The following is a 23902-nucleotide window of genomic DNA, read 5'->3' as shown; positions in this document are numbered from 1 at the left end:
TTTGTTTTCTTCGTAACAAATTTCAACCTTTATTAACTTCTATTTTCACAAAAAAGAAGCTATTCTATTACAAATAGCTTCCCAACTGAGTTAACTATTTTGCTTTCACAACCTTATGTTCGTAAGGTAAAACAGTTTTTGTTGATGGTACGTAGATAATTGTTGCTATAAATAAACACAGAAGAATCGAGAAGAGGAATATCCCAAGCAATCCATATTCGTATATAACATGAAATTTTAATACTAAAGCAATTAAAACTAATAAACCGGAGAATAATGCATAGTGCCCTTTTCTCGACTTTGATGAAAGGAAATTGAATTCCAAGTTAGCTGCCTGTTGGATCAATGTAATAAGAGCTAAAACACTTATATTCGCTGACATTCCAATCCAAACCGGATGAATATTTAAATAGAATTCATTTGGAGCCCAGCCACCAAGATGGTACCATGTGATGCCAGATAGAAATCCAAAAATCATTGAACCAATCACGGCTTCTTTCGTTGCTACTCTCCAAAACAATACCGCAACAACAGGAGCAAAGGTAGCAGAGTTTCTCATTGTCCATGCTAAAATATTCCACCATGCAGCTTGTTCTGTTCTTAACATACCAAATATAATCATCAATCCTGTCAGCACCAATAGGGAACGTTGAGTATACGTAATAAGCTGTTCTGATGTTGCTTTAGGATAAAGTGCTCCACCAACATCTTTACCTAAACTGGTCGCTCCAGAAAATTGGCAAGGTGCTCCCCAACTTAATGCACAAGCCCAGATACCAAGGAAAAATAATCCAACAAGTGGAGCAGGAAGAACTTCCATTAAATATTGTGGTAAAGCTACTAATCCAAGCGTTGTTTCTGGAACGACGATCGCTGCTGAGATTCCGAATAAAATACCAAAAAAGATAAAAGGAATACCAAAGACGGCAGCTAACTTTAATCCTTTTTGTCCTTCTTCAGGTGTACGGCAGGATAAAGCCATTTGAAAAGCAGCTTGCGCTAAAATGACATTGACCAAAAATGTACCAAACCAAGCCACAATTACTTGAATTCCGGCACTATCTAATTGAAACATTGCTGGGTTTGAGACTGCAAATGAGCGTAGACCATCAATTCCAGGATTGATAAAAAATGCTAGTATGCCGATGATGAACATAATAATAAAAACAAAAAAGTTCATTGTTTGAGTGAGGGCGATTGACCACATGCCTCCAGCTTTCAAATAAAGATATAATAGAAACGCAGTAAAGGCGACTGATAATGTTAATGAAATTCCAGTAAACACATGGACGGCTGAAGCGAAAGCGATTGCGGTAGCAACTGACCACATTGGAAAAGCAAAGGCGGTAATAGCGCCACCAATCCCAAGTGCTGCTCTTCCATAACGGTCTCCAATTAAACCTGAAACAGTGACAACTAATTTTTCGCGAAATGGCCCAATAATGATAAAAGCGATGATCAATACTTGGACAGTCTCCGCAACCCCATACCAGATAGCTGATACTCCTGTTAGGTAAGATAACTCTAGAATGGAAATAAAAGTAGAGCCCGAGAATAAGCCTGTAATGCAAAAAGCAACGATCCATTTATTAAATGAACGACCTCCGACAAAGTATCCAGTCTTATTAGCTTTTTTTCTTGAAATTTGTCCTGCTAAAATTAATCCAAATGTGTAAACAATCGCAAATATTATTAACCACCATCCATATGAAGTCATTATTGCTCACCGCCTTTTTCGAGATAAATCCAATCCAATGTTATGTTAATCCCTGCGTCCAAGAATAAATTATAGGCCGGGCATCTTTTTTGAACGAGTTTTTTTAGTTCTGGAATTCGATGTACACTTTCAGTTGTTTCAAACCATATAGTATTTGTTACATTTTGAAAATGAGGGCTAATATTATCAACCCCTTGCATGCCTCGTCGATCGATTGTTCCAACTGATTCTGATCGCAAGCTTTTAAATGTAAATCCAATTTCTTTAGCGATTGTTTCCACAACAATTAAGATACATCCATTAAATGAACCTAAAATATATTCCATAGGAGTTGGTGCTTCATCACTTCCGCCTAATTTAATTGGTTCGTCAATAGGAAAGGAAAAATTTCGAACGGTATTTATACTCTTCATTTCACCAGTTCTTTTACAACTTGCTATAATTTTCCTATGATTTTTGTTTGATGAGTTAGTTTTTTCTGTGTTCAAGTCTAATTCCTCCTATAAGTATTCGTATAAATTTAGTGGTATTTAAAGGTGTAAATTTCCTGTTTTCATTTAATCAATAAGAAAAGCCCTCCTCTCGAAATGATGAGAGAAGGGCATGTATATAAAACCACGAACATTTCATCTCATCTTCAGAATACAAAGTATTCTTCTGAAATTAGCACCATACAAAAAATTGCTGGTTGCTGAGGCTTCGCAGGGTCAGTCCCTCCGCCTCTCTTAATAAGATTTCTTAATTATTTAATTAATAGGATTATAAACTTACCATTTTAAAAAGTCAATAATTTTGTTAACACGTTTCTTATGAGTAAAAACAAATGCTGATTATTAAATAAGCACACCAATATGTGATATGGAGCAATAACAGCATGTGAGCCTTTACCTTTAGACTCGAATGTAACTTGAATGTTTAGAGAACTACTAGAAGAAAACATAACACTCACAACAGCAGAGTGTCAAAGCAATATCTACTAAATCTAAACCTGCCTAAGAAAGCATGACGCATTACTCTAAAATTGCTTGTGATTATAATACTTAAGTAATGAATGGTACATTGTTTTCAATTCTATACCTCATGCGATCCAAACTATTTTTCATATCAGAACTCATTTTATTAGATGGAAATGAATTTATAAAAAATAAATATGAATATAGCAACCTATACTCGAGAAAGAACGGAATAAGCTTAAATTGATCAATTGAGAAGTTAGACGTTTCACAATATCCTTCAAAGAAATATTTCGTAAATCGTTCATAAAATTTAATATTATCCGTCTTATTCTTCCTGTTTTTTTCTAACGCATGAAAAACTGGTATGGAAGCATCATAGGCATACCAACTTTTTCGAACATCTCCAAAATCCAATACGTACATTTTATTATCACTTATTATTATATTTTGATTATGTAAATCGTGATGGACAATACCATACATATCTTGGTTACACGACATTGAAGATAACTTCTTCATATATGTTCTCCATTTTTTTTCTATTAATTGCCCCTTTCCTTTGGAAAATTTCTCGAAATTTATATCATAATTCCAATCCACAAAAAAATTATCGAGTTTAAAAGCAAAATTTTTTGATATATTATGCATTTTACCTAACGTCTTACCCCATTGTTTAATAAGTTGATTGTCTTCCTCGTAATCTAGTAGAATCTTTCCCTTAACATAGGAAAATGCAACAAGATAAAAATCTTTTTTCATACCCTTTATCAATTCAATTACCATCCCATTTTTCGAAGGTATTGGGGCTGGAGTATGAATACCGTGTGTCATCATTAAGTTTATAACCTCTAGCTCATTTAACAAATACTCTTTTTTGTGAGTCACCTTGTCTAGAAATTTAATCACAATGTTTTTATCACGGCAAAGATAAACATTATTATCAAAACCACCTAAAAGTTCAAGAGTGCTTGAATTATCTATATCATATATTTTTTTTACTTGTTCTATAGCCCTCTCTTGCATATTAATCTCCTTTTTAAGTTATATGTATTTATAATAAATTGTGATACTAAAGGTCGAAAGTAACATATCATAATCATTATACTGGGTGTTTTCTTAAAATTCACACAATAATTTAATATAGTTAATTGATCACAAATAATAACTAAAACTTGACATTTTTCCATTTACTATATAAGATATAGGTTCATTAAAAATTGAAAGGTGATTGAATTACATGATTTTATAATCCTATTTTGTGAAAAATTTACGTTATTGGTTTTAAGATTTTTTAAGATAATGTGTATTAATATATACGGCAAAGTTAAGAAAATCTAGCCAATATAACGACCCTTTTCTAAATAGGATTAGTATGTAATTTATCATAGATAATTGTATTTAAACCTTTTACTTTTTTGACGTTTTTTTGGTTATCTATCGATTATAATTATTGCCTCCTATTCAGAATTGGATAGGAGGTTTATTTATGGAATATGCTTTATTTGTATATACTTCGAAAATATAATAAATACAATGGGGGATTATTATGACAACAAAGGACTTTCCAAAATATGAATATTTGGCTGAAGACCCTAATGTTAAAACATTACCGATTATGATCTCATTAATCATAGGGGCTTTTTTCGCTGTATTAAACGAAACGTTACTTAATATTGCTTTAATAACGTTAATGAATGAGTTTGATATTACGTTGCCAACAGTGCAATGGATGGCAACGGGATTTATGCTTGTGATGGGAATGGTCATCCCGATATCTGCTTTATTAGTGCAATGGTTTACTACGAGACAATTATTTATAGGAGTTATGACTGTCTTTACAATTGGTACCACAATTAGTGCAATGGCACCTACCTTTACGATATTATTAGTTGGCCGATTAATACAGGCAATCGGAACTGGATTGCTTATGCCAATTATATTTAATGTATTTCTACTCCTTTATCCTCCTGAGCGACGAGGGAAAATAATGGGTCTTGTTGGGTTAGTTTTTATGTTTGCTCCTGCTATTGGACCAACATTATCCGGGATTATTGTTGAATATTTAGGTTGGCGCTATCTGTTTATTACTGTTATTCCTTTTGCTTTATTTTCAATATTGTTCGCATCTAAATATTTAGTTAATGTAGGTGAAGTTACAAAGCCGAAAATTGATGTTCTTTCTATTTTATTCTCTTCAGTTGGTTTTGGAGCGATTATTTATGGGTTCAGTTCTGCAGGGGAGAGTAAAGAAGGATTTCTAAGTCCAAGTGTATATTTGACTATAATTATAGGTACAATTAGTGTTATTTTATTTGCAATGAGGCAATTTAAATTAAAAGAGCCTGTAATGGATTTAAGGGTATTCAAATATCCAATGTACACCCATGCTGTTTTTATGTTTTTAATTATAATTATGGCAATGTTTTCTTCTGAATTGATATTACCAATCTTTATGCAAGGTCCATTAGCGTTGACTGCAGCAGCAGCTGGATTGGTATTATTACCAGGGAGTATTTTAAACGGAATTATGTCACCATTTATGGGACATATGTTTGATAAATTTGGACCACGAGTACTCATGATTCCAGCAACCTTTGTGTTATGCGGGACAATGTTCATGATGAGCAGACTGACAACTGAAACGCCTGTTTGGGTTATTATAGTTGGGTACATCTTACTAATGCTAAGTGTCTCTGCAATCATGATGCCTGCGCAAACAAATGGATTAAATCAACTTCCAAAGTCTATGTACCCACACGGAACTGCGGTTATGACAACTTTGCAGCCTGTTGCGGGAGCCATCGGTGTTTCTGTTTTTATTAGTATTATGAATGCGAGACAACTACATTTCTTACAAGGTTCCAGTAATCCACAAGATGCAGAGACAATTAAACAGGCAATGGTTGCAGGTGTCGAACTCGTATATTTCATAGCTTTCACCATGTCTGTGATTGCAGTCATTTTGGCATTTACTGTTTATCGTGCACGTCCCAATGAGGAAGATGAAGCAACTGAAAGTAAATAAAATGCAAAGCGGCAGAACGTTACATGTTCTGTCGTTTTTTTATTAAGGTGGATTATAATCTAGTGGAAAAAGTCTACTTAAGTCTTGATATTTTCACTATGGTCGTTTATCCCACGGCTCCAATGTTCCTATAATTTTTGAATGTTTATTTTCTATAATTGCTTGAATAGTACCAGAAGAAATCTCTTGATGTGTTAGCCATCTTGACGAATTTCCATCGTATATAAACCCTAATTTTACTTCTTTTATTATACAGTTTTCTCGTGTACTTAATATAGGAGTTGTAATACTTGATAGATTATCACTACTACCTTTAATCAAAATAAGATTCCACTGCAAATTTTCTTGAAGTTGATCTATTTGTTCTATAATTGTCGGAATTGCTGAGGGGGCTGTACCGTGAATCCAAGCGACAACCATATGGATCGGTCCGTTTGTAATAAAAGCACGTTTTAGTTCATTTTCTAATGATATGATATCAGTATAATCTAGTTCTCGAACTTCTAATTGTTCATTGCCAAAATTCTCTTTTATGCTGGCTAAGTGATCCCTATTTCTTCCAAAAATAATTGTATGTTCAGCATGAGTTGAAATCCATCTAGAAGCTTCCTTAAGCATTCCAGTTCCGCCAAAAATCAATACATGACCAAGATTCAAGATTACTCTCTCCTCGTAAAGTTTATATTTTTACTTTAGCATGGAGAATCAATAAATGGTAACATTATTTAGACATCTTTATATAATAAAGAAAGAAAAACGTTTATTGTACAGAAGGAGTGAAGCGGGCCAATCTCATATAATTATCCATCTTATAATTGTGTTTAATGTAAACTCTTGCTCTTAATATGCTTATATGATAATGTATTCATATAAGGAGGCATTTATAGTTATGAAAGAAAAAAACACTGAAAATACGCCATATGATATTGAAGGGGACTTGGATGAAGAAACTTTATTTGTGGTTTCTCAAACATTTAAAGCACTTGGAGACCCAACAAGAATTCGCATACTACATCTTCTTCATCAAAAAGAGTGTGCAGTAAATGAAATAGCAGATACATTGAACTTAAGTCAATCAACTGTTTCACATCAGCTGCGTTTTTTAAAAAATTTACGGTTAGTAAAAAACCGTCGTGCCGGAACAACGATATTTTATTCCCATGATGATGAGCACGTAATACAAATATTAGAACAAGTGATTGCACACGCACGGCATAGTTAAGTCATATTTTAATCATTATATGATTATATGATCATATATAAAAATTTAAAATGGAGGTTTTTAAAATGGGACATAGTCACGATCATAATCATGCACATGGTGCAAATAAAAAAGTTTTATTAATTAGCTTTTTCATTATTTCAGCTTATATGATTGTTGAATTATTTGGTGGTATTATTACAAATAGTCTTGCGTTATTGTCAGATGCAGGACATATGCTAAGTGATGCTATCTCTTTGGGAGTAGGTGTTCTCGCTTTTTCTTTAGGTGAGAGGGCTGCGAATTATAGTAAAACATATGGGTATAAACGATTTGAAATTTTAGCGGCAACCTTTAATGGTATTACACTTATCGTCATTGCTTTATATATCTTTTATGAAGCGTATAATCGTTTCACAAATCCCCCAGTCGTTGCTTCAAATGGAATGTTAATCATTGCAACTATCGGTCTGCTCGTAAATATCTTTGTTGCTTGGTTACTAATGCGTAGAGGTGATACAAAAGACAATCTTAATATGCGTGCAGCTTTTTTACATGTCATAGGGGATATGCTAGGATCAGTGGGGGCAATTATTGCAGCTCTACTCATTATGTTTTTTAATTGGGGTTGGGCTGACCCGCTTGCAAGTGTAATCGTTGCTGTATTAGTATTAATAAGTGGCTGGCGCGTAACAAAAGATTCCATCCATGTATTAATGGAGGGGACACCAAGAAATATTGAATTAAAAGAAATAATATCTAAAATGAAGCAAATAGACGGCATTATTAATATTCACGACTTACATGTATGGAGTATTACAAGCGGACACCATGCATTATCTTGCCATGCAGTAGTCGATGAACGTTTGACTGTGAAGGAAAGCCAAATATTAATTAAAAGAATTGAAGATGAATTGCACCATATGGGGATCGGGCATGTTACCACTCAAATTGAAAGTATAGATCAACTGCATGAAAATTCAATTTTGTGTAAAACTAATGCTGGCATAATTGAACATTATCATGCACATAGCCATTAAGTAATTTCTGCAAGATAATGAGTGAAAATATATTTCTTGAAATACACTACTGGGGTATGGTATTATATGTTTAAATTTGAAAATTAGGAGGTTTAAATATGGAAAAAATCACATTACAAGTTCAAGGTATGTCTTGTGGACATTGTGTTAATTCAATTGAAGGAAGTGTTGGTAACTTAAACGGTGTAAAGTCTGTTAAAGTTAATTTAAATGCGGGTACTGTAGATGTCGAGTTTGACGCAGACACCGTTAGTTTGGACGATATAAAAAATGAAATCGAAGAACAAGGTTATGATGTAGCTGCTTAATAAACACTTATAAACCATTTATAATAATCATAGTAGGAGCCATGCACATACGATTGCATGGCTTTTGTATTCAATAGAAAGGAATGAGGTTGATGAAGAACGTACAATTAGAGCTATATACACGACCAACTTGCTCAGATTGCCAGGAAGGAAAGGCTTTTTTATCCAAACATCATATTCCCTATATCGATCACGATTTATCAAAATATCCGGAAAAAGAAAAGCAATTGCTTAAGTTAACGAATACCAGAATGGTCCCTACCTTTGTATTTAAGGAAAGATCTTTACAAGGTTTTTTAAAGAAACCAAAAATACTAATCGGTTTTGAAAACAATATTGAAGATATTAAAAAAATATTAATGATTCACTGCTAAATAGGTATGAAGGTCTGAGAAGAGAATAAATTTTATTGTTGACATACTATAGGGGGGTATAGTATTATGTAATTAAGAAAGATTATTAGGAGGTCTTTAAAAATGAAAGAGACATTTAAAGTAGAAGGAATGACATGTAGTTGTTGTGTAGGTAAAGTCGAGAAAAGCATTAATCAATTTGATGGTATTTCTTCTGTTGAAATAAATAGTGATAACGAAGAAGTTAAAGTAATATTTAATGAGGACTCAGTTACTTTAGACCAAATTAAAGAAAAAATTGAAGCAGAAGGATATAAAGTCGTCTGAGCGATCCATAATTTATTTAAGTAAATGAATTACAGGAGATTATACCCCTAGTGTGTATAATCTCTCTTTTAGGGGAATATACGACTACCATATATTGGAGGGAAGAAAAATGGCAACAAAAGAAAGTACTTTACAAATTAGTGGCATGACCTGTACTGCGTGTGCTTCCCGAATAGAAAAAGGGATCAGTAAAATGCCTGGGGTTGATAAAGCTAATGTCAACTTTGCTTTAGAGCAACTCACTGTTCACTATGATTCTGAGGAAACAAATGAGAATGAATTTAAAAATAAAATTGAAAAAATAGGCTATAGTGTAGTTGAAGAAAAAGCAGAATTTGATATTTCTGGAATGACGTGTGCTGCATGTGCTACAAAAATTGAAAAAGCCATTAATAAAATGCCTGGAGTTTCGAGCGCAAATGTTAATTTTGCATTAGAAACCATTTCAGTCACATATAATGATAGAGAAGTACAACCTAGTGATATGATTGCAAAGGTGAACAAGCTTGGTTACGAATTAAGACCAAAAGAAGACGGACAAGAAAAAATCGATCATAAACAAACTGAGATTCGCAAACAAACACAAAAATTCATATTTTCAGCAATTTTAACTTTGCCTTTATTATGGACAATGGTGGCACACTTTAAGTTCTTGTCCTTTATTTATTTACCAGCTATGTTTATGAATCCTTGGTTTCAATTGGCACTTGCTACTCCAGTTCAATTTATAATTGGAGCGCAATTTTATAAAGGGGCATATACGTCGCTAAAAAATAAAAGTGCTAATATGGATGTTCTCGTGGCACTCGGAACTAGTGCAGCATATTTTTATAGTCTATATTTGTCCTTTGAATGGATGAATGCTGGACGTGTTGGGGAACCTGAATTATACTTTGAAGCTTCTGCCGTGATTATCACATTAATTTTATTAGGTAAGTTATTTGAAGTGCGTGCTAAAGGGAAAACGAGCCAAGCAATTCAAAAATTGCTTAATTTACAAGCTAAAACCGCTCGTGTTGTAAGAAATGGGAAAGAACAAGAAATACCGGTTGAAGAAGTAATAGAAGGTGATATTATTATCGTCCGTCCAGGAGAGAAAATTCCTGTTGATGGAGAGATAATGGAAGGACAATCAGCAATTGATGAATCCATGTTAACGGGAGAAAGTATTCCTATTGATAAGGTATCTGGTGATTCTGTAATTGGTGCAACTATTAATAAAAATGGATCTTTGCAAATTAAAGCAACAAAAGTCGGAAAAGATACGGCACTTGCACAAATTGTAAAAGTTGTAGAAGATGCCCAAGGATCAAAAGCTGATATTCAACGGTTAGCTGATAAAATTTCTGGGGTATTTGTTCCAATTGTTGTTCTAATTGCACTTACTACATTCTTTATTTGGTTCTTTATTGTTACACCTGGAGATTTCCGCTCAAGTTTAATTCCGACGATTTCTATATTAGTCATTGCATGTCCTTGTGCGCTCGGGTTAGCAACACCAACATCGATCATGGCTGGTTCAGGCCGATCAGCAGAAATGGGAATGTTATTTAAAGGTGGAGAACATTTAGAGCATACACAGTCAATTGACACAGTTGTATTAGACAAAACAGGTACAGTGACAAAAGGAGAACCAACTTTAACAGATATTGTTACAACGGATGGTTTTAAAAAAGAAGATGTATTACAATTAGTAGGAACTGCTGAAAACCAATCAGAACATCCATTAGCTCAAGCAATTGTCAAAGGTGTAATGGACATGGATATCTCTTTACTTGAAGCAGATAGCTTTGAAGCTTTACCCGGTTACGGGATACGTGCAGAAATTAATGGCAAAGAAGTTTTTGTTGGTACAAGAAAGCTAATGCGTGAACAAAATATTTCTCTATCAAATGAAACTGAAACAATGATGGTGAAATTAGAGCAAGATGGTAAAACTGCTATGTTAATAGCAATTTCTAGAAAACTTGCAGGTATAATTGCAGTAGCAGATACTGTTAAAGAAACATCAAAAGAAGCAATTGCTAGAATGCATAAACTTGGACTTGAAGTTATAATGCTTACTGGTGATAATGAGAGGACAGCAGATGCAATTGCTAAGCAAGTTGAGATAGACCGTGTTATCGCTGAAGTATTACCAGATCAAAAAAGTGATGAAATTAAAAGGCTTCAGGCACAGGGGAAAAAAGTAGCTATGGTTGGCGATGGAATCAATGATGCACCGGCACTGGCAATGGCAGATGTAGGTATGGCAGTTGGAACAGGAACAGATATTGCAATTGAGGCAGCGGACATAACGCTTATGCGTGGTGATTTAAATAGTGTTGTTGATGCTATCATAATGAGCAAGAAGACAATGCGTAATATTAAAGAAAATTTATTTTTTGCGTTTATTTATAACACCATAGGTATTCCTATAGCGGCTATTGGTTTACTCGCTCCATGGGTGGCAGGAGCAGCAATGGCATTTAGTTCTGTATCTGTTGTATTAAATGCCCTACGTCTGCAACGTGTTTCTATAAAAAATGAGTAGTAAATAATATTATCAATAGCATATATATGAGTAATATAAAGTAAACCTTATTATTTTATTTAGGGAAGGAGTGGTTCTATTGGATAACTTTCTCCATGAGGAGCCGATTGTACCGAGAACGAATGAAGAAAAACAATCTGTAATTAATCGTTTGAAACGGATTGAAGGACAAGTCCGTGGGATACAACGAATGGTAGAAGAAGATCGATATTGTGTTGATATTTTAGTACAAATTAGTGCTATTAATGCAGCTCTTAAAAAGGTGGGATTTACAGTTACAGAAAGACATATGAAACATTGTATTAGCCATGCAGTTAATGATGGTGAAGGTGATCAAGCAATTGAAGAATTATTAGAGGTTATGAAGCATATTTCTAAATAGAATTCATTTTCCCTTTAGAATAATAAGATAAAAGATCCTTACTCGTGAAAGAACTATTATAAAAAAATAGTTCAAAAGCATAATGCTAAATGAGAAGGATCTTTTTTTATCCCTTGTCATACGTTTTACGATGCCTTTAATCATTCAGGGTTATGCTTAACCACTTTTATAATTAGCCTCTTAAATAATTTTCATTACTTAAATATATTTGGTTTTGTTGAGTATACTACCGTTTAGACGGATTTTTTTACAATTAAAAATTAAATTAAATATATTTAAATCAAATATCTTGAATTCGAGATAAATATCATTTATTGTTAATATAACATATATGAAAAAGGAGAGTTTATAAAATGACTAAATGGAATATTGATGTAACGCATACAAATGTAGGTTTTGCAGTCAGACATATGATGGTTTCAAACGTAAGAGGTAATTTCACTGGAATAGAAGGTACAGTTGATGGGGATCCAAATAATCTAACAGATGCAAAAATTCATTTTAATATTGATACAAGTACAATCAACACAAGTAATGAAGACCGTGATAATCACCTTCGTTCAGATGATTTCTTCGATGTAGAAAAATATCCAAATATCACGTTCGATTCTACAGACATTGTTGAAACTGGAGAAGATGAATATGATGTTACAGGCGACCTTACTATTAAAGGTGTAAATAAAAAGATTACATTTAAAGTAACCCGTACGGGATCAGGGAAAAATCCATGGGGAGTAGAAGTAGTTGGCTTTGAAGCGGAAGGAAAAGTTTCAAGAAAAGAATTTGGTTTAACATGGAATCAAACGTTAGAAACAGGTGGCGTATTAGTAGGCGATGATATTAAAATTACGATTGAACTTCAAGTTAATCCAGCGTAAAAAAATGAATGATGGCGATTTTTCTACATCTTAGAAACAATCGCCTCATTTCAGATGAGCTATCGAATTAATAAAACTCTGATTAGATAATATTTTTTTATATTAATATCTCGAATTCGAGATATTAATGAGTGGTAAACATAGTTAATGAAACAATAGATACAAGAACTAGATCTCGGATAATATGAAAATTTTTCAAGAATTTCACATGATTTAAATGGATATACAAGCCAAAAAAGGGTACAACAGATAGTAGGTAGAACTTCTAATATAATAGTACTTACATTTTAAGTTATCAGAGATGATGAAATTGGTTAAGTTTGGACACCGTCAATGAGGCATTTTAATCGATTGTGAGAATTGGTCGAGAGATACAATAAATATATCCTGAATCATTTGTTAAGAATAAATTTCACGGTTTGATGATGATAGTAAGAATGGAAATAGAAAAGATCACGATATGTCCGGTAGAAAAGCATAGTATAAATATAAATAGGAGTGAATTTCAATGATTAAAAAAACAAGTGGAATCCACCATATTACAGCGATCGTAGGTCATCCCCAAGAAAATGTCGATTTCTATGCAGGAGTTTTAGGCTTACGCTTGGTGAAAAAAACGATAAACTTTGATGATCCTGGTACGTACCATTTGTATTTCGGTGATGAAGCCGGAAAACCAGGAACGATTATTACTTTTTTTCCATGGGCTAATGCATACCAGGGAAAAATAGGGGATGGTCAAGTAGGTGTAACTTCTTATGTAGTTCCTGTAGGGGCACTAACATTTTGGGAACAAAGGTTGGAAAAGTTTAAAGTAGCCTTCACTAAAACGAAGCGATTTGGTGAAGAGTATATACAATTTAATGATCCACATGGTCTTCAATTGGAAATTGTGGAGCGAGAAGAAGGCGAAAGCAATACATGGACGTTTGGAGGAGTAACTCCGGAAGTAGCTATTAAAGGTTTTGGGGGAGCAACATTATACTCTTCACAACCGGACAAAACAGCTGAACTGCTAGAAAAGGTAATGGGCTTAGAACTGATAGAAAAAGAAGGGGAATTTATTCGTTTCCGTTCCTCAGCCGAAATTGGAAATGTAATTGATTTAAAAGCTACATCGACTGGAAAAGGCCAAATGGGGGTTGGAACTGTTCACCATATTGCTTGGAGAGCAATTGATGATAAAGATCAATTAGAGTGGCAAGACTTTGTTGCGAACAATGGGTATGATGTGACTGAGGTCCGGGATAGAAATTATTTTAAAGCGATCTATTTTAGGGAAGATGGAGAAATATTATTCGAAATTGCAACAGATCCTCCGGGATTTGCTCATGACGAGTCAAAGGAAACGATGGGAAAACAATTGAAATTACCAACACAATATGAGCATTATAGAGAAAAACTTGAAAGTAACTTAATTCCTATTGAGGTTAGAGAATTAGATTAAATTCGTGAAGGAATGATATGTATGCTGTCAATTGACCCTACGTCCATTACGGAAAGAGAAAATTATAAGTTTTTAACCGGGAGCATTATACCGAGACCAATTGCTTTCGTTACCTCACTAACGGAAAATGGTGTTATCAATGGGGCTCCATTTAGCTATTTTAATATTGTATCTTCCAATCCGCCTATGATTTCTTTATCTGTACAGCGTGCAGGGGGAAAACAGAAAGATACAGCTAAAAACATCTTGTTGAATAAAGAGTTTGTTGTTCACATTGTTGATGATCAAAACGTAGAAAAGATTAATCAAACAGCTGCAAGTTTACCACATCATGAAAGCGAGATTGAACTGGCAAAGTTAACCCCTGTAGAAAGCGTGAAAATTTCTGTTCCAGGAGTGAAACAAGCAAAAATTCGCATGGAATGTATTTTAGAACATTCGTTAGAACTTGGGGGTAAGGATGGTTCACCAGGGTGTGACTTGATTATTGGTAGAGTGATTCAGTTTCATATAGAAAAAGATATTTATGAAAAAGGAAGAATTGATCCTCAAGGCTTAGCTGCTGTCAGCCGGTTAGCAGGCGCAAATTATGCGAAAATTGGAGATATCTTTGAGATAGAGCGACCAAAATAGGATTGATAGTCTTGAGACCCTACAGCGAACGGCGAGGAGACTCAAGACATGCCAACGGTAAAGGAGACACAGAGAAAGCAAGTGCTAGCGTTGCTTGAACTGAGGTCGCTCTTATGCCTGTGGTGAAAGCGTCCGCCTGTAGTGAAAAGCAACGGAGGTATAACTGTTTGTATATTATAAACATGAATCAACTTTAATAGGCGGAAAATGAATGCCTAAACATACTATACGAGGAGGAAAAAAATGAAACATATTTTTAAAAAAGGAAATGATCCTGATAAACCAACTTTGCTATTACTTCATGGTACAGGAGGAAATGAACAAGACTTATTGCCGATTGCAGGAGAAATCGATGAAGATGCTTCTATTTTAAGTGTTCGTGGGAATGTTTTGGAAAATGGAATGCCTCGCTTTTTTAGAAGAGTAGCAGAAGGAGTTTTCGATGAAGAAGACCTTGTATTCCGCACAAACGAATTAAATGAATTTCTCGATGAAGCTGCCGAAGAATATGACTTTGATAGAAGTAATATTGTTGCGATAGGCTACTCAAATGGTGCTAATATAGCTGCTAGTTTATTATTTCACTTTAAAAATTCTCTAAAAGGTGCTATTCTTCATCATCCAATGGTGCCAAGAAGGGGAATTGATCTTCCCGATTTATCCGGAAAATCCGTCTTTATTGCTAGTGGAACGAATGATCCAATTTGTCCACCAGAAGAATCGCGTGAACTGCTATCGTTATTAGAAAAAGCGAACGCAAACGTGCAAATCCATTGGGAAGATAAAGGTCATCAACTAACGTTTCAGGAAGTTAAAGAAGCTAGTGCATGGTACTCGACCTTATTTTAACAGTTGTTAATATAGGAGAGTTGCTACGAAGTAGGAAAGAAGAACATAAAGCCAAATGTATTATGGTAGGGTATATGATCCCTGTTTAATTCATCTCAACTATCTCTAATTAAAGAAATATGAAACCAAGTTATTTATATTTTTTAAAAAAGAGGTATGTGTACTATATTTGGAGGTGATTTTTAAGGGGAAGTAAAGAATATAGAGAAGGTGTTTAACTTATGGGACTATTAGATAAATTATTTGGAAAAAAATCAAAGGAGATGGAAAGTATGTCAAAAGTTAAATTAGCAGTAGTTTTTTATAGTATGGGTGGAACTAACTATCAATTAGCAAAATGGGCTGAAGACGGAGCCAAAGAAGCTGGCGCAGAGGTAAGAGTGTTAAAAGTGCAGGAATTAGCACCTGAATCTGTTATTGAAGGAAATGAAGCATGGAAAGCAACTGTTGATGCAACAAAAGAAGTTCCGGTAGTTACTTCAGATGATATTGAATGGGCAGATGCAATCATCTTTAGTGTTCCAACTAGATTTGGAGTAATGGCATCTCAAATGAAACAGTTTATTGATACACAAGGTGGCCTATGGGCAAGTGGTAAAACAGTCAATAAAGTTGTTAGTGGGATGACTTCTGCACAAAACCCTCATGGTGGGCAGGAAGCTACATTGTTATCATTATATACATCTATGATGCACTGGGGTGCTATTATTGCTACGCCTGGATACTCTGACCCTGTATTATTTGGTGCAGGTGGAAACCCTTATGGAACTAGTGTTACTGTCGATCAGGAAGGTAAGATGGTAGAAGATGTTGAAGATGCAGTTAAATATCAGGCGAAGCGTACGGTTACAGTTGCAGAATGGGTAAAAAAAGGTAATCAGTAAGCGGTGGATGGAATAGCTATTTCGCTATAAAGCGCCTGTTGTTCATTGATTATGAAAGACAACAGGAATAGTTGAAAGTTACTTACAAGTAGCATTGAAGCAGTTAATCCTTACAGCTATGGTTCCTGAATAATAAGAAAAGGGCTATGCCTCAGAATTTAAATAAGCCGATATGATCTGAAGTTTAATAAATCTTCAAAGGTCATATCGGCTATTATTATTGCTCGTGGCTAAGCATAAATTTGCAATAAAAAGTTGGTGAGCACCTATACGTTAACCACAACTAGAATTTATTTATGCATGTCCATTGGAATATAAATCATGTGCAAAACCCTTCGTATACACGGAAAGAGTCAAATACATGAGCTTGTGATTCCATTCTTAATTCTCTTCTATTGGTTTTAATTTCGCTTCAATTTCATCTCGACGCTCTTCTAAAAATGGAGGCAAGTCTAATTGTTCTCCAAGTGTTTCAACATCTCCATCAATCGTAAATCCAGGTCCATCTGTTGCAATTTCAAATAAAATACCATTGGATTCTCTGAAATATAAGCTTTTAAAATAGTAGCGGTCAATAATACCTGTGGAATAAAATTTCTTTTTTCGTACTTGTTCATCCCAATAAGCTAATTCTTTATCATCTCTAACCCGAATAGCTAAATGATGGATGCTACCGCGACCTGGCTTTTCAAGAGGGCCATCTAAAGATTTTGCTACAATTTCACCGAACACTTCTCCGTTTATCGATTGAAGAATCGCCTCATCTTCTGTTCGTGAAACTTCTATATATCCAAATATTTCTTTTAGTGTATGAGTCAGTTTATCTAAATGACGTACTGTTATTTCTACAGAACCCATGCCTTGAATTTGATGTGCTTTGGGAACGGATGAATGCTCCCATGTTTCCCAATGAGCTACCTTTTTACCATCCGAAACAAGAAGAACCATCCGCAAACCTTCTTTGTCTTCAAAGTGTAAGGCAGGACGGTTGGCATATGTTGTAATCTCCCCATGATTAACTTTAAAGTGTTCAAATCGGTTTTTCCAATAAGATAAGCTCTCTATGGATGGTACAAGTAAACCAATTTGTGTAATCGCATTTGTCCCTCGATATGTGTGCCCAATTAACGGCATTTCAAAGAATGATAATTCGGTTCCAGGACTACCTGTTCGATCTCCATAAAACAAGTGATACATGGATGGATCATCTTGGTTAACAGTCATTTTAACTCTACGTAATCCTAAAATAGTACGATAAAATAAATTATTTTCTTTAGCGTTTTTTGTCATCATCGAAATATGATGATGCCCTGAAATAGTATACATTTTTTAGCCTCCATTTATCAGTTGATTAATCAAGTAATAGAGAAAATTATTCTTTTATCGACAACTTTTTTTCACTATACTTTTGGATACGAGACATAAGTGACAATAAAGTTTTTTGTTCCTCTTTTGACAAACACTCTTCAAAGAAAGAAGATTGAAATCTAAGTTGGGCATCAAATGCATTTTCTAGTTTTTGCCGACCCTTATCGGTTAAAGATATCGTTTTTGTTTTCCATTCTTGTTCACGCACAATTAATTGATCCTTTTCCAGACGTGCAAGCATCCTTGAAATTCCACCTTGAGTTACGGTCACTTTTTCTGCAAGTTCACTCTGAGTCAATGGTTCATGTGCCGAAATTTGAACTAAAACGTCAAATTGAGCTGTAGTTAAATCATACTGTTTTAAAAAATCGTTTGAAAGCAAGTTACTCTGATGTGCAAATCGCGAAATACGGAGCCAAGTAAGCGATCCAATAGTATTCTTACGCATGGTTGATCAATCCCCCTAACATCAATTTACCACTCAAGTGATAGGAGAGCAAGTAGAAAGATTCATCTTTATTATTCTACTTACCAAATGCTTTTCATGAAAATAAAGAAAGGGGTTAGGATATCATACTAATGGCGATTTAAAAGTTTTCATCCAGTCAATTTATAATGGCAAGTTAAAATATTCCTAGATAGCAAAACATACTTAGAGTGAGCGTGTGATAACTAAATTATCTTTTACTTTTTTAATAATTTCGCATTGATTGCTACAATTATAGTACTTAAACTCATTAATACAGCACCGACTGCTGGGCTTAAAACGATACCGATTGGTGCTAAAATTCCCGCAGCTAAGGGAATAGCAAAAATATTATATCCTGTTGCCCACCATAAATTTTGAACCATTTTTCGATATGTCTTTTTCGATAAATCCATTAAATCGATAACATCTTTCGGGTCGCTTTTAACAAGTACAACATCTGCCGTTTCCATTGCTACATCGGTTCCTGCACCAATTGCAATTCCAAGATCTGCCGTTGCAAGTGCTGGTGCATCGTTTACCCCATCCCCTGTCATTGCAACCTTCCAACCTTTAGATTGGATTTCTTTTACCTGATTTGCTTTATCATCTGGTAACACTTCTGCATACACTTCATCTATATCCAATTGTTTCGCTACCCAATGGGCCACTTTTTTGTTGTCTCCTGTTAGCATGATGGAATGGACTCCCTTTTCCTTTAACTTGGAAATTGCTTCTTTTGCTGACTCACGAATGATATCTGCAAGTGCAATCATGCCAATTAGTTCATCATCTAATAATACAAATATAACTGTTTTACCTACTTCAGACATTTCATTGAATTTTTGTTTATCATAATTCATATTTTGACTATTAACAAAACCAGGACTTACAGCATTCACTTTTTTACCCTCTATGATCCCTTCGATCCCTTTCCCAGTTATTGAGTTAAATTCAGTTATAGACTTAAGGGCAATACCTTGGTCAACTGCTGACTTTACTATACCGGAAGCTATTGGGTGTTCTGAATTTTGTTCCAAGCTTGCACCCCAGACAAGAACTTCTTCTTCACTATAGCCTTCACTTGGTATAATGTCAGTTACACCAAATTTACCTTCTGTTAGAGTGCCTGTTTTATCAAAAACAACTGCATTTAGATTACGTGCATTTTCAAAATTAGCACGGTTACGTATTAATAATCCTTTATTCGCGGATAAAGCAGTAGAAACTGCTACAACAAGAGGAGCTGCTAAACCTAATGCATGTGGACAAGTAATAACCATTACGGTAACCATCCGTTCTAATGCAATATAAAATGGATAGCCTAGAGCTAGCCATATAAACAATGTTGCAAATCCCGCCAGTAAAGCGAGATAGAATAGCCATTTAGCTGCTCGATTCGTTAAATCTTGTGTTTTTGATTTGGATTCCTGTGCTTCTTTTACCAACGTAATAACTTGAGATAAATAGGAAGCTTCTCCTGTTTTTTCAACTTGGATAATTAGCGACCCTTCATTATTCACTGAACCGCCAATAACTTCATCGTTTTTTTCTTTTTCGACAGGTACCGATTCACCTGTTAACATCGATTCATCCACGGTTGATTTACCATCAAGGATTGTACCGTCTACTGGGATTTTCTCGCCTGGTTTAACAAGTACCCTATCCTTATTCTTAAGTTCAGATATTGGGACTTCATGAACTTCATCATTTTCATCCAATTTATGTGCTTCATTCGGCATTAGCTTAACCAGTTTCTCTAATGCATTAGAAGCTCCCATAACAGATCGCATTTCGACCCAATGCCCGAGCAACATAATGTCTACTAATGTTGCTAGTTCCCAAAATAAGTTATGGCCTTCCCATCCGAATACGACCAGGGTACTATATACATATGCAATAGTAATTGCCATTCCGATAAGCGTCATCATTCCAGGATTTTTGTCTTTTATTTCATTAATACCGCCGAAGATAAATGGCCAGCCTCCATAAAAGAATACAAATGTAGAAAGGACAAATAAAATATATTGATCATTCATAAATCGCCAATCTACACCCATAAAGTCTTGAATCATGGGAGATAAAATAAGGATTGGAAATGTAACAATTAAGGAGATATAAAATCGCTTTTTAAAATCTTCCACCATATCACCGTGGTTATGGTGGCCATGTCCTCCCTGGGTGTCATGATCTTGATGCTTATGTTTGTTCAAATCATCTTGTTCTTTATGAGTAGGATGTTCGTGGTGGTGAATATGATCTGGTTTATTGTTCATAATCTCTTCGCTCCAATCATCTTAGCAAAAAATATCCACTTACCATATTCTTTACTATTCCTCTTTATGTATTAGTATTAAACGTATAAACACGGATCATTTACAATATATTCCTGGAACATCGAGTAGAGCTACATGATGTATTCTGTATTAATTTGGTAATAATTTGCTTTACGAACTAAAGTAGGATAGAATATTTTTCATACATCACAAAACTAGGTAGGTGATTTCATGTTTGACCGTGAACTTCTGAAAGGCAGTACATCACTGATTATTTTGCAATTGTTAAATGACCAAGATATGTATGGATATCAAATTGTAAAAGAAATGGAAAGGCAAAGTGACAATACCTTGCAAATAAAGGAAGGAACCCTCTATCCGGCCCTTCATAAACTTGAAAATAAAGGGTGCATATCTTCCTACTGGGTGGAGCAAGAAAAAGGTCCAGCAAGAAAGTATTATTCACTAACCAATGAAGGCAAGGTTATCCTTAAAGACAAAACAAAAGAGTGGAATGTTTTTACGAAAATGATGAACCGCTTGTTGGAGAAACCATTATGAATAAATTGTATGATAATTTTATATTCGTTCTCAGGAATGAATTAGCGACACATCCAAAGAAGGATGAAATTATAGCCGAATATTGTGACCATGTTCATTTAAAGATAAATGATCTACTCATTGCCGGCTATAATGAGGAACAGGCATTTGAATTAGTTATACATGAACTAGGGGACCCAAAGAAAATAGCCTTGCAATTTAATCGAAACATTGAGAGCCGAAAAGGATCTCCTTTGCGTTCCGTTATTGTTGTTAATTATTTCTTCTTCCTACTAGGATTATTTATAACGATTGGGTATTTAGTCAAAATACCAGCACTCGATTTTATTTGGACCCAATTGGTGGAGAAAAAACATTTAGTTTTACTGGGTTATCTTGCTTTCTGGTTAGGTAACAGTTATTTGGCAGGTATTAAATATGGTTTAAACGAAGAAAAACAAGTTAACCAAGCTTTACTATTATCTTTAATCCCAAATATTATCTTAATGACTCTCGTTTTATTTCTGGATAAATTTCAAGAATGGTTTCATCCATTTATACATCCTGCTTTTATTGTTCCTTGTGTCGTATTAACATTTTTATTTTTCCCTGCAAGTAAATGGTGTTTTAAGGCTGGGATGTTACGAGGGTTTTAAGCTTTTTTTCACATATATACATAGGTTCACTAGGTACGATGCAACTGAAGAGGAGGAGAGGTAACTTTGGGTTTATTATTAGCAATCTTTTTATTACTATTTGTTCTTCCCATTGCCAGTGGAATTGTCTTATTGATTAACTCTAAGAGAGAGTTAGGGATTCTTATTTTAAGTATTCCGCTTTTAATCATTTTGTGTATCGTTGGCTGGTGGACATATGAGACGAATCATCATTTTGTAAAAAGCACATCTCTGGAGAATGAAAAACTGGATCAGATATCATTAAATCAACCTTTTACTAGTGAATTCATAGAAAAGTATGGGGATTATAAAAATATTGATAATGTTTTTTATGATAAAATACGGGAATTTCAACAACTTATGATTGGAACGAATGAAGAAAACGAAATAATTTTCATTAGTACAGACAATCCTCAAATCAAAACTACTAACAATGTTACTGTTGGTGACCCAATTGAAGAAGTGATTGGACAATACGGAAAAAATTATTATAAATACAGAGATATGGGGATGGACGACTCCATTATATATATTGATAGAAAATCAAAAATACATATTCAAATTTATTTTCGAGATGAACAAGTAACAGAAATTGTACTACAAGAAATGTGAATATATGAGAAATTTTGATTTCATGTGTGTATTTTAACCTAAGAATAGATTTCTATTTTTATGTTCGTAATCAATTGATAGTTAAAATAATTCCTACTAAGAATATTGACATTACTAGTATGTTTGCAATAGCTATCTTGGTGTTATGATCAATAAAGCTTTTTATACTCCTGATTAGAAAAATAATGCCTGCGGCTATGAACATTACAGGAAAAAAACTTTCATAAAAAAAGCTTATACAAACAAAAATTAATCCAATCATTAACAGAGAAATCTCAATTTTATTTATCAATTGGCACTCTCCTTTAAAGAAGTAACTTTTATCATTAATACAATATTATATCTTACTTTAGACTTTTTGTAAGACTTTGGGGAAAAGTAATAATGTAATAAATAAGATTTAAATGGTCCAAATAATTCCCATCTTAAAATAAGCGCTTTTCTCCATCAATATTTCTAGAAAATACAAAGAGCCATGATAGGTAGCTAGAGAACCATTAGGTTACTAAATAATAAAAAAGAGTGTTAAAACCCACTATAATCAATTATTAGCAAAGAAATTTTAGTTTGTTATTAAACAATTCAAGAAATCATTTTATACTTTTGGATATAAATAGAGAGGCATCTTGATTCATAAAAATGCGATTACCATGATAAAATGTCTTAATTTTAACTGATTTAAATCCAATTTGGGATAAAATTTTATTCAGTTCTTCCTGTGAAAAACCGTTATGAACTTTCGGATGATTAATATTATCGTTTTTATCAAAATCAATAATGATTAGCTTGCCTCCAGGATTTAAAAGGGTGAACAATTCTTGCAAAATTTTTTCAGTGTCTGGAATATGAAGAAGGACTAGGGACATTAAAATTATGTCTGCCTTAAGCTCAGGAGTATTTTCAGTAAAATCCGCCCAAAGTGCATTCGTGTTCGTAATTCCTTTATCAGAAATTTTAGCTTTCGCAACCTCAACCATTTGTTTGGATGAGTCTACCAGCAAAATAGTATCTACTAAGTCGCACAATTCTAGACTAATTAGCCCAGTACCGCCCCCGTAGTCTAGTAACGATTTTGATTTACTATTTTTTAATTCCTTTCTTACTTTCTCAACTATAATATTGGCCAACTCAATTCTTGCTTCTGTATCATATTTTTTTGCCATCTGTTCAAAGACGTTTTTTTCCATATTCCGCTCTCCTATTTTAAAGAAATAGCTACATAGTGGTCATTATAGCAAAAATCGGAACCTTAAGGTACAATTCTTTCTTAGCCCTTCCATTTGGAAAGTGCTTTTATAGAACAGTTGTTTTAAAAAATTAGAAACTATCAAGAAGAATATACAGAAGCGAATAAAATGTCTTTTAATATATTTATAAATTGAAATTTATTAGAAGTTAAAAATGCCATATTAATATAAAATTAATAGCAC

The 23902-nt window shown here is 34.1% G+C and carries 24 protein-coding genes and 1 riboswitch; of the genes, 16 read left to right on the top strand and 8 right to left on the bottom strand.

Translation table 11 applies throughout. The features are described from left to right. Positions 1-94: 94 nt before the first annotated feature. The 3 genes from SPD48_RS08470 to SPD48_RS08460 form a co-directional block, all read right to left on the bottom strand. Positions 95-1717 (bottom strand): sodium:solute symporter family protein, encoded by a 1623-nt coding sequence (locus SPD48_RS08470; RefSeq protein WP_336257657.1) that lies wholly within the window; start codon positions 1715-1717, stop codon positions 95-97. Next, positions 1717-2205, bottom strand: coding sequence for an OsmC family protein (locus tag SPD48_RS08465; RefSeq protein WP_336257656.1), 489 nt, complete (start codon positions 2203-2205; stop codon positions 1717-1719). Before SPD48_RS08465 ends, SPD48_RS08470 begins: the two co-directional genes overlap by 1 nt. A 140-nt stretch (positions 2206-2345) precedes the next feature. After that, positions 2346-2452: riboswitch (SAM riboswitch) on the bottom strand. Positions 2453-2757: 305 nt separating this feature from the next. Then, complete coding sequence (locus SPD48_RS08460; protein WP_336257655.1) at positions 2758-3696, bottom strand: phosphotransferase enzyme family protein; 939 nt, start codon at positions 3694-3696, stop codon at positions 2758-2760. 523 nt (positions 3697-4219) lie between these two features. On the opposite strand from SPD48_RS08460, the gene SPD48_RS08455 reads away from it, so the two are divergent. Beyond that, positions 4220-5698: an MDR family MFS transporter gene (locus SPD48_RS08455; RefSeq protein WP_336257654.1), complete on the top strand. Its 1479-nt coding sequence runs from the start codon at positions 4220-4222 to the stop codon at positions 5696-5698. 96 nt (positions 5699-5794) lie between these two features. On the opposite strand, the gene SPD48_RS08450 is transcribed toward SPD48_RS08455, so the two are convergent. Further along, positions 5795-6355 (bottom strand): hypothetical protein, encoded by a 561-nt coding sequence (locus tag SPD48_RS08450; RefSeq protein ID WP_336257653.1) that lies wholly within the window; start codon positions 6353-6355, stop codon positions 5795-5797. Between the two features lie 232 nt (positions 6356-6587). On the opposite strand from SPD48_RS08450, the gene SPD48_RS08445 reads away from it, so the two are divergent. From SPD48_RS08445 to wrbA, 12 genes are all read left to right on the top strand, one after another. Further along, on the top strand, positions 6588-6920 hold the full coding sequence (locus tag SPD48_RS08445; RefSeq protein WP_336257652.1) for an ArsR/SmtB family transcription factor: 333 nt from the start codon (positions 6588-6590) through the stop codon (positions 6918-6920). Between the two features lie 65 nt (positions 6921-6985). After that, on the top strand, positions 6986-7939 hold the full coding sequence (locus SPD48_RS08440) for a cation diffusion facilitator family transporter (protein ID WP_336257651.1): 954 nt from the start codon (positions 6986-6988) through the stop codon (positions 7937-7939). Between the two features lie 98 nt (positions 7940-8037). Continuing rightward, positions 8038-8247, top strand: a complete 210-nt coding sequence (gene copZ, locus SPD48_RS08435; protein WP_336257650.1) for a copper chaperone CopZ — start codon at positions 8038-8040, stop codon at positions 8245-8247. Positions 8248-8339: 92 nt separating this feature from the next. Next, positions 8340-8621 carry a glutaredoxin family protein gene (locus tag SPD48_RS08430; RefSeq protein ID WP_336257649.1) on the top strand — a complete coding sequence of 94 codons (282 nt, stop codon included), beginning with the start codon at positions 8340-8342 and terminating at the stop codon, positions 8619-8621. 102 nt (positions 8622-8723) lie between these two features. Further along, positions 8724-8927, top strand: coding sequence for a heavy-metal-associated domain-containing protein (locus SPD48_RS08425; protein WP_336257648.1), 204 nt, complete (start codon positions 8724-8726; stop codon positions 8925-8927). A 109-nt stretch (positions 8928-9036) separates the two neighbouring features. Next, positions 9037-11460, top strand: a complete 2424-nt coding sequence (locus tag SPD48_RS08420; RefSeq protein ID WP_336257647.1) for a heavy metal translocating P-type ATPase — start codon at positions 9037-9039, stop codon at positions 11458-11460. Between the two features lie 79 nt (positions 11461-11539). Next, the gene (locus tag SPD48_RS08415) at positions 11540-11842 is read left to right on the top strand and encodes a metal-sensitive transcriptional regulator (RefSeq protein ID WP_336257646.1); all 303 of its coding nucleotides are present in this window, start codon (positions 11540-11542) and stop codon (positions 11840-11842) included. 353 nt (positions 11843-12195) lie between these two features. Then, positions 12196-12720, top strand: a complete 525-nt coding sequence (locus SPD48_RS08410) for a YceI family protein (RefSeq protein WP_336257645.1) — start codon at positions 12196-12198, stop codon at positions 12718-12720. A 508-nt stretch (positions 12721-13228) separates the two neighbouring features. Further along, complete coding sequence (locus SPD48_RS08405) at positions 13229-14167, top strand: ring-cleaving dioxygenase (protein ID WP_336257644.1); 939 nt, start codon at positions 13229-13231, stop codon at positions 14165-14167. A gap of 21 nt (positions 14168-14188) precedes the next feature. Continuing rightward, the gene (locus tag SPD48_RS08400) at positions 14189-14800 is read left to right on the top strand and encodes a flavin reductase family protein (protein WP_336257643.1); all 612 of its coding nucleotides are present in this window, start codon (positions 14189-14191) and stop codon (positions 14798-14800) included. A gap of 243 nt (positions 14801-15043) precedes the next feature. After that, positions 15044-15649, top strand: a complete 606-nt coding sequence (locus tag SPD48_RS08395; protein WP_336257642.1) for an alpha/beta hydrolase — start codon at positions 15044-15046, stop codon at positions 15647-15649. Positions 15650-15921: 272 nt separating this feature from the next. Further along, entirely contained in the window at positions 15922-16533 is a 612-nt protein-coding gene (gene wrbA, locus SPD48_RS08390) for an NAD(P)H:quinone oxidoreductase type IV (protein ID WP_336257641.1), read from the top strand. Positions 16534-16914: 381 nt separating this feature from the next. On the opposite strand, the gene SPD48_RS08385 is transcribed toward wrbA, so the two are convergent. From SPD48_RS08385 to SPD48_RS08375, 3 genes are all read right to left on the bottom strand, one after another. Further along, positions 16915-17859: a ring-cleaving dioxygenase gene (locus tag SPD48_RS08385; protein ID WP_336257640.1), complete on the bottom strand. Its 945-nt coding sequence runs from the start codon at positions 17857-17859 to the stop codon at positions 16915-16917. 46 nt (positions 17860-17905) lie between these two features. Beyond that, positions 17906-18349 (bottom strand): MarR family winged helix-turn-helix transcriptional regulator, encoded by a 444-nt coding sequence (locus tag SPD48_RS08380; protein WP_336257639.1) that lies wholly within the window; start codon positions 18347-18349, stop codon positions 17906-17908. A 236-nt stretch (positions 18350-18585) separates the two neighbouring features. Next, a complete protein-coding gene (locus SPD48_RS08375; RefSeq protein WP_336257638.1) occupies positions 18586-20643 on the bottom strand; it encodes a heavy metal translocating P-type ATPase in 2058 nt (685 codons plus the stop codon). A gap of 231 nt (positions 20644-20874) precedes the next feature. Here SPD48_RS08375 and SPD48_RS08370 point away from each other — a divergent pair, with 231 nt between their 5' ends. The 3 genes from SPD48_RS08370 (at position 20875) to SPD48_RS08360 (ending at position 22472) form a co-directional block, all read left to right on the top strand. Beyond that, complete coding sequence (locus SPD48_RS08370; protein WP_336257637.1) at positions 20875-21204, top strand: PadR family transcriptional regulator; 330 nt, start codon at positions 20875-20877, stop codon at positions 21202-21204. After that, positions 21201-21839, top strand: a complete 639-nt coding sequence (locus SPD48_RS08365; RefSeq protein ID WP_336257636.1) for a permease prefix domain 1-containing protein — start codon at positions 21201-21203, stop codon at positions 21837-21839. The genes SPD48_RS08370 and SPD48_RS08365 overlap by 4 nt, the downstream gene beginning before the upstream one ends. A gap of 66 nt (positions 21840-21905) precedes the next feature. Next, on the top strand, positions 21906-22472 hold the full coding sequence (locus SPD48_RS08360) for a hypothetical protein (protein ID WP_336257635.1): 567 nt from the start codon (positions 21906-21908) through the stop codon (positions 22470-22472). Positions 22473-23062: 590 nt separating this feature from the next. On the opposite strand, the gene SPD48_RS08355 is transcribed toward SPD48_RS08360, so the two are convergent. Next, complete coding sequence (locus SPD48_RS08355; RefSeq protein WP_336257634.1) at positions 23063-23659, bottom strand: class I SAM-dependent methyltransferase; 597 nt, start codon at positions 23657-23659, stop codon at positions 23063-23065. Positions 23660-23902 lie beyond the last annotated feature (243 nt).

This window comes from Pseudogracilibacillus sp. SE30717A (genome assembly GCF_037071985.1).
Taxonomy (GTDB): Bacteria; Bacillota; Bacilli; order Bacillales; family Amphibacillaceae; genus Pseudogracilibacillus.
This window is presented reverse-complemented; position numbering and strand designations above follow the sequence as displayed.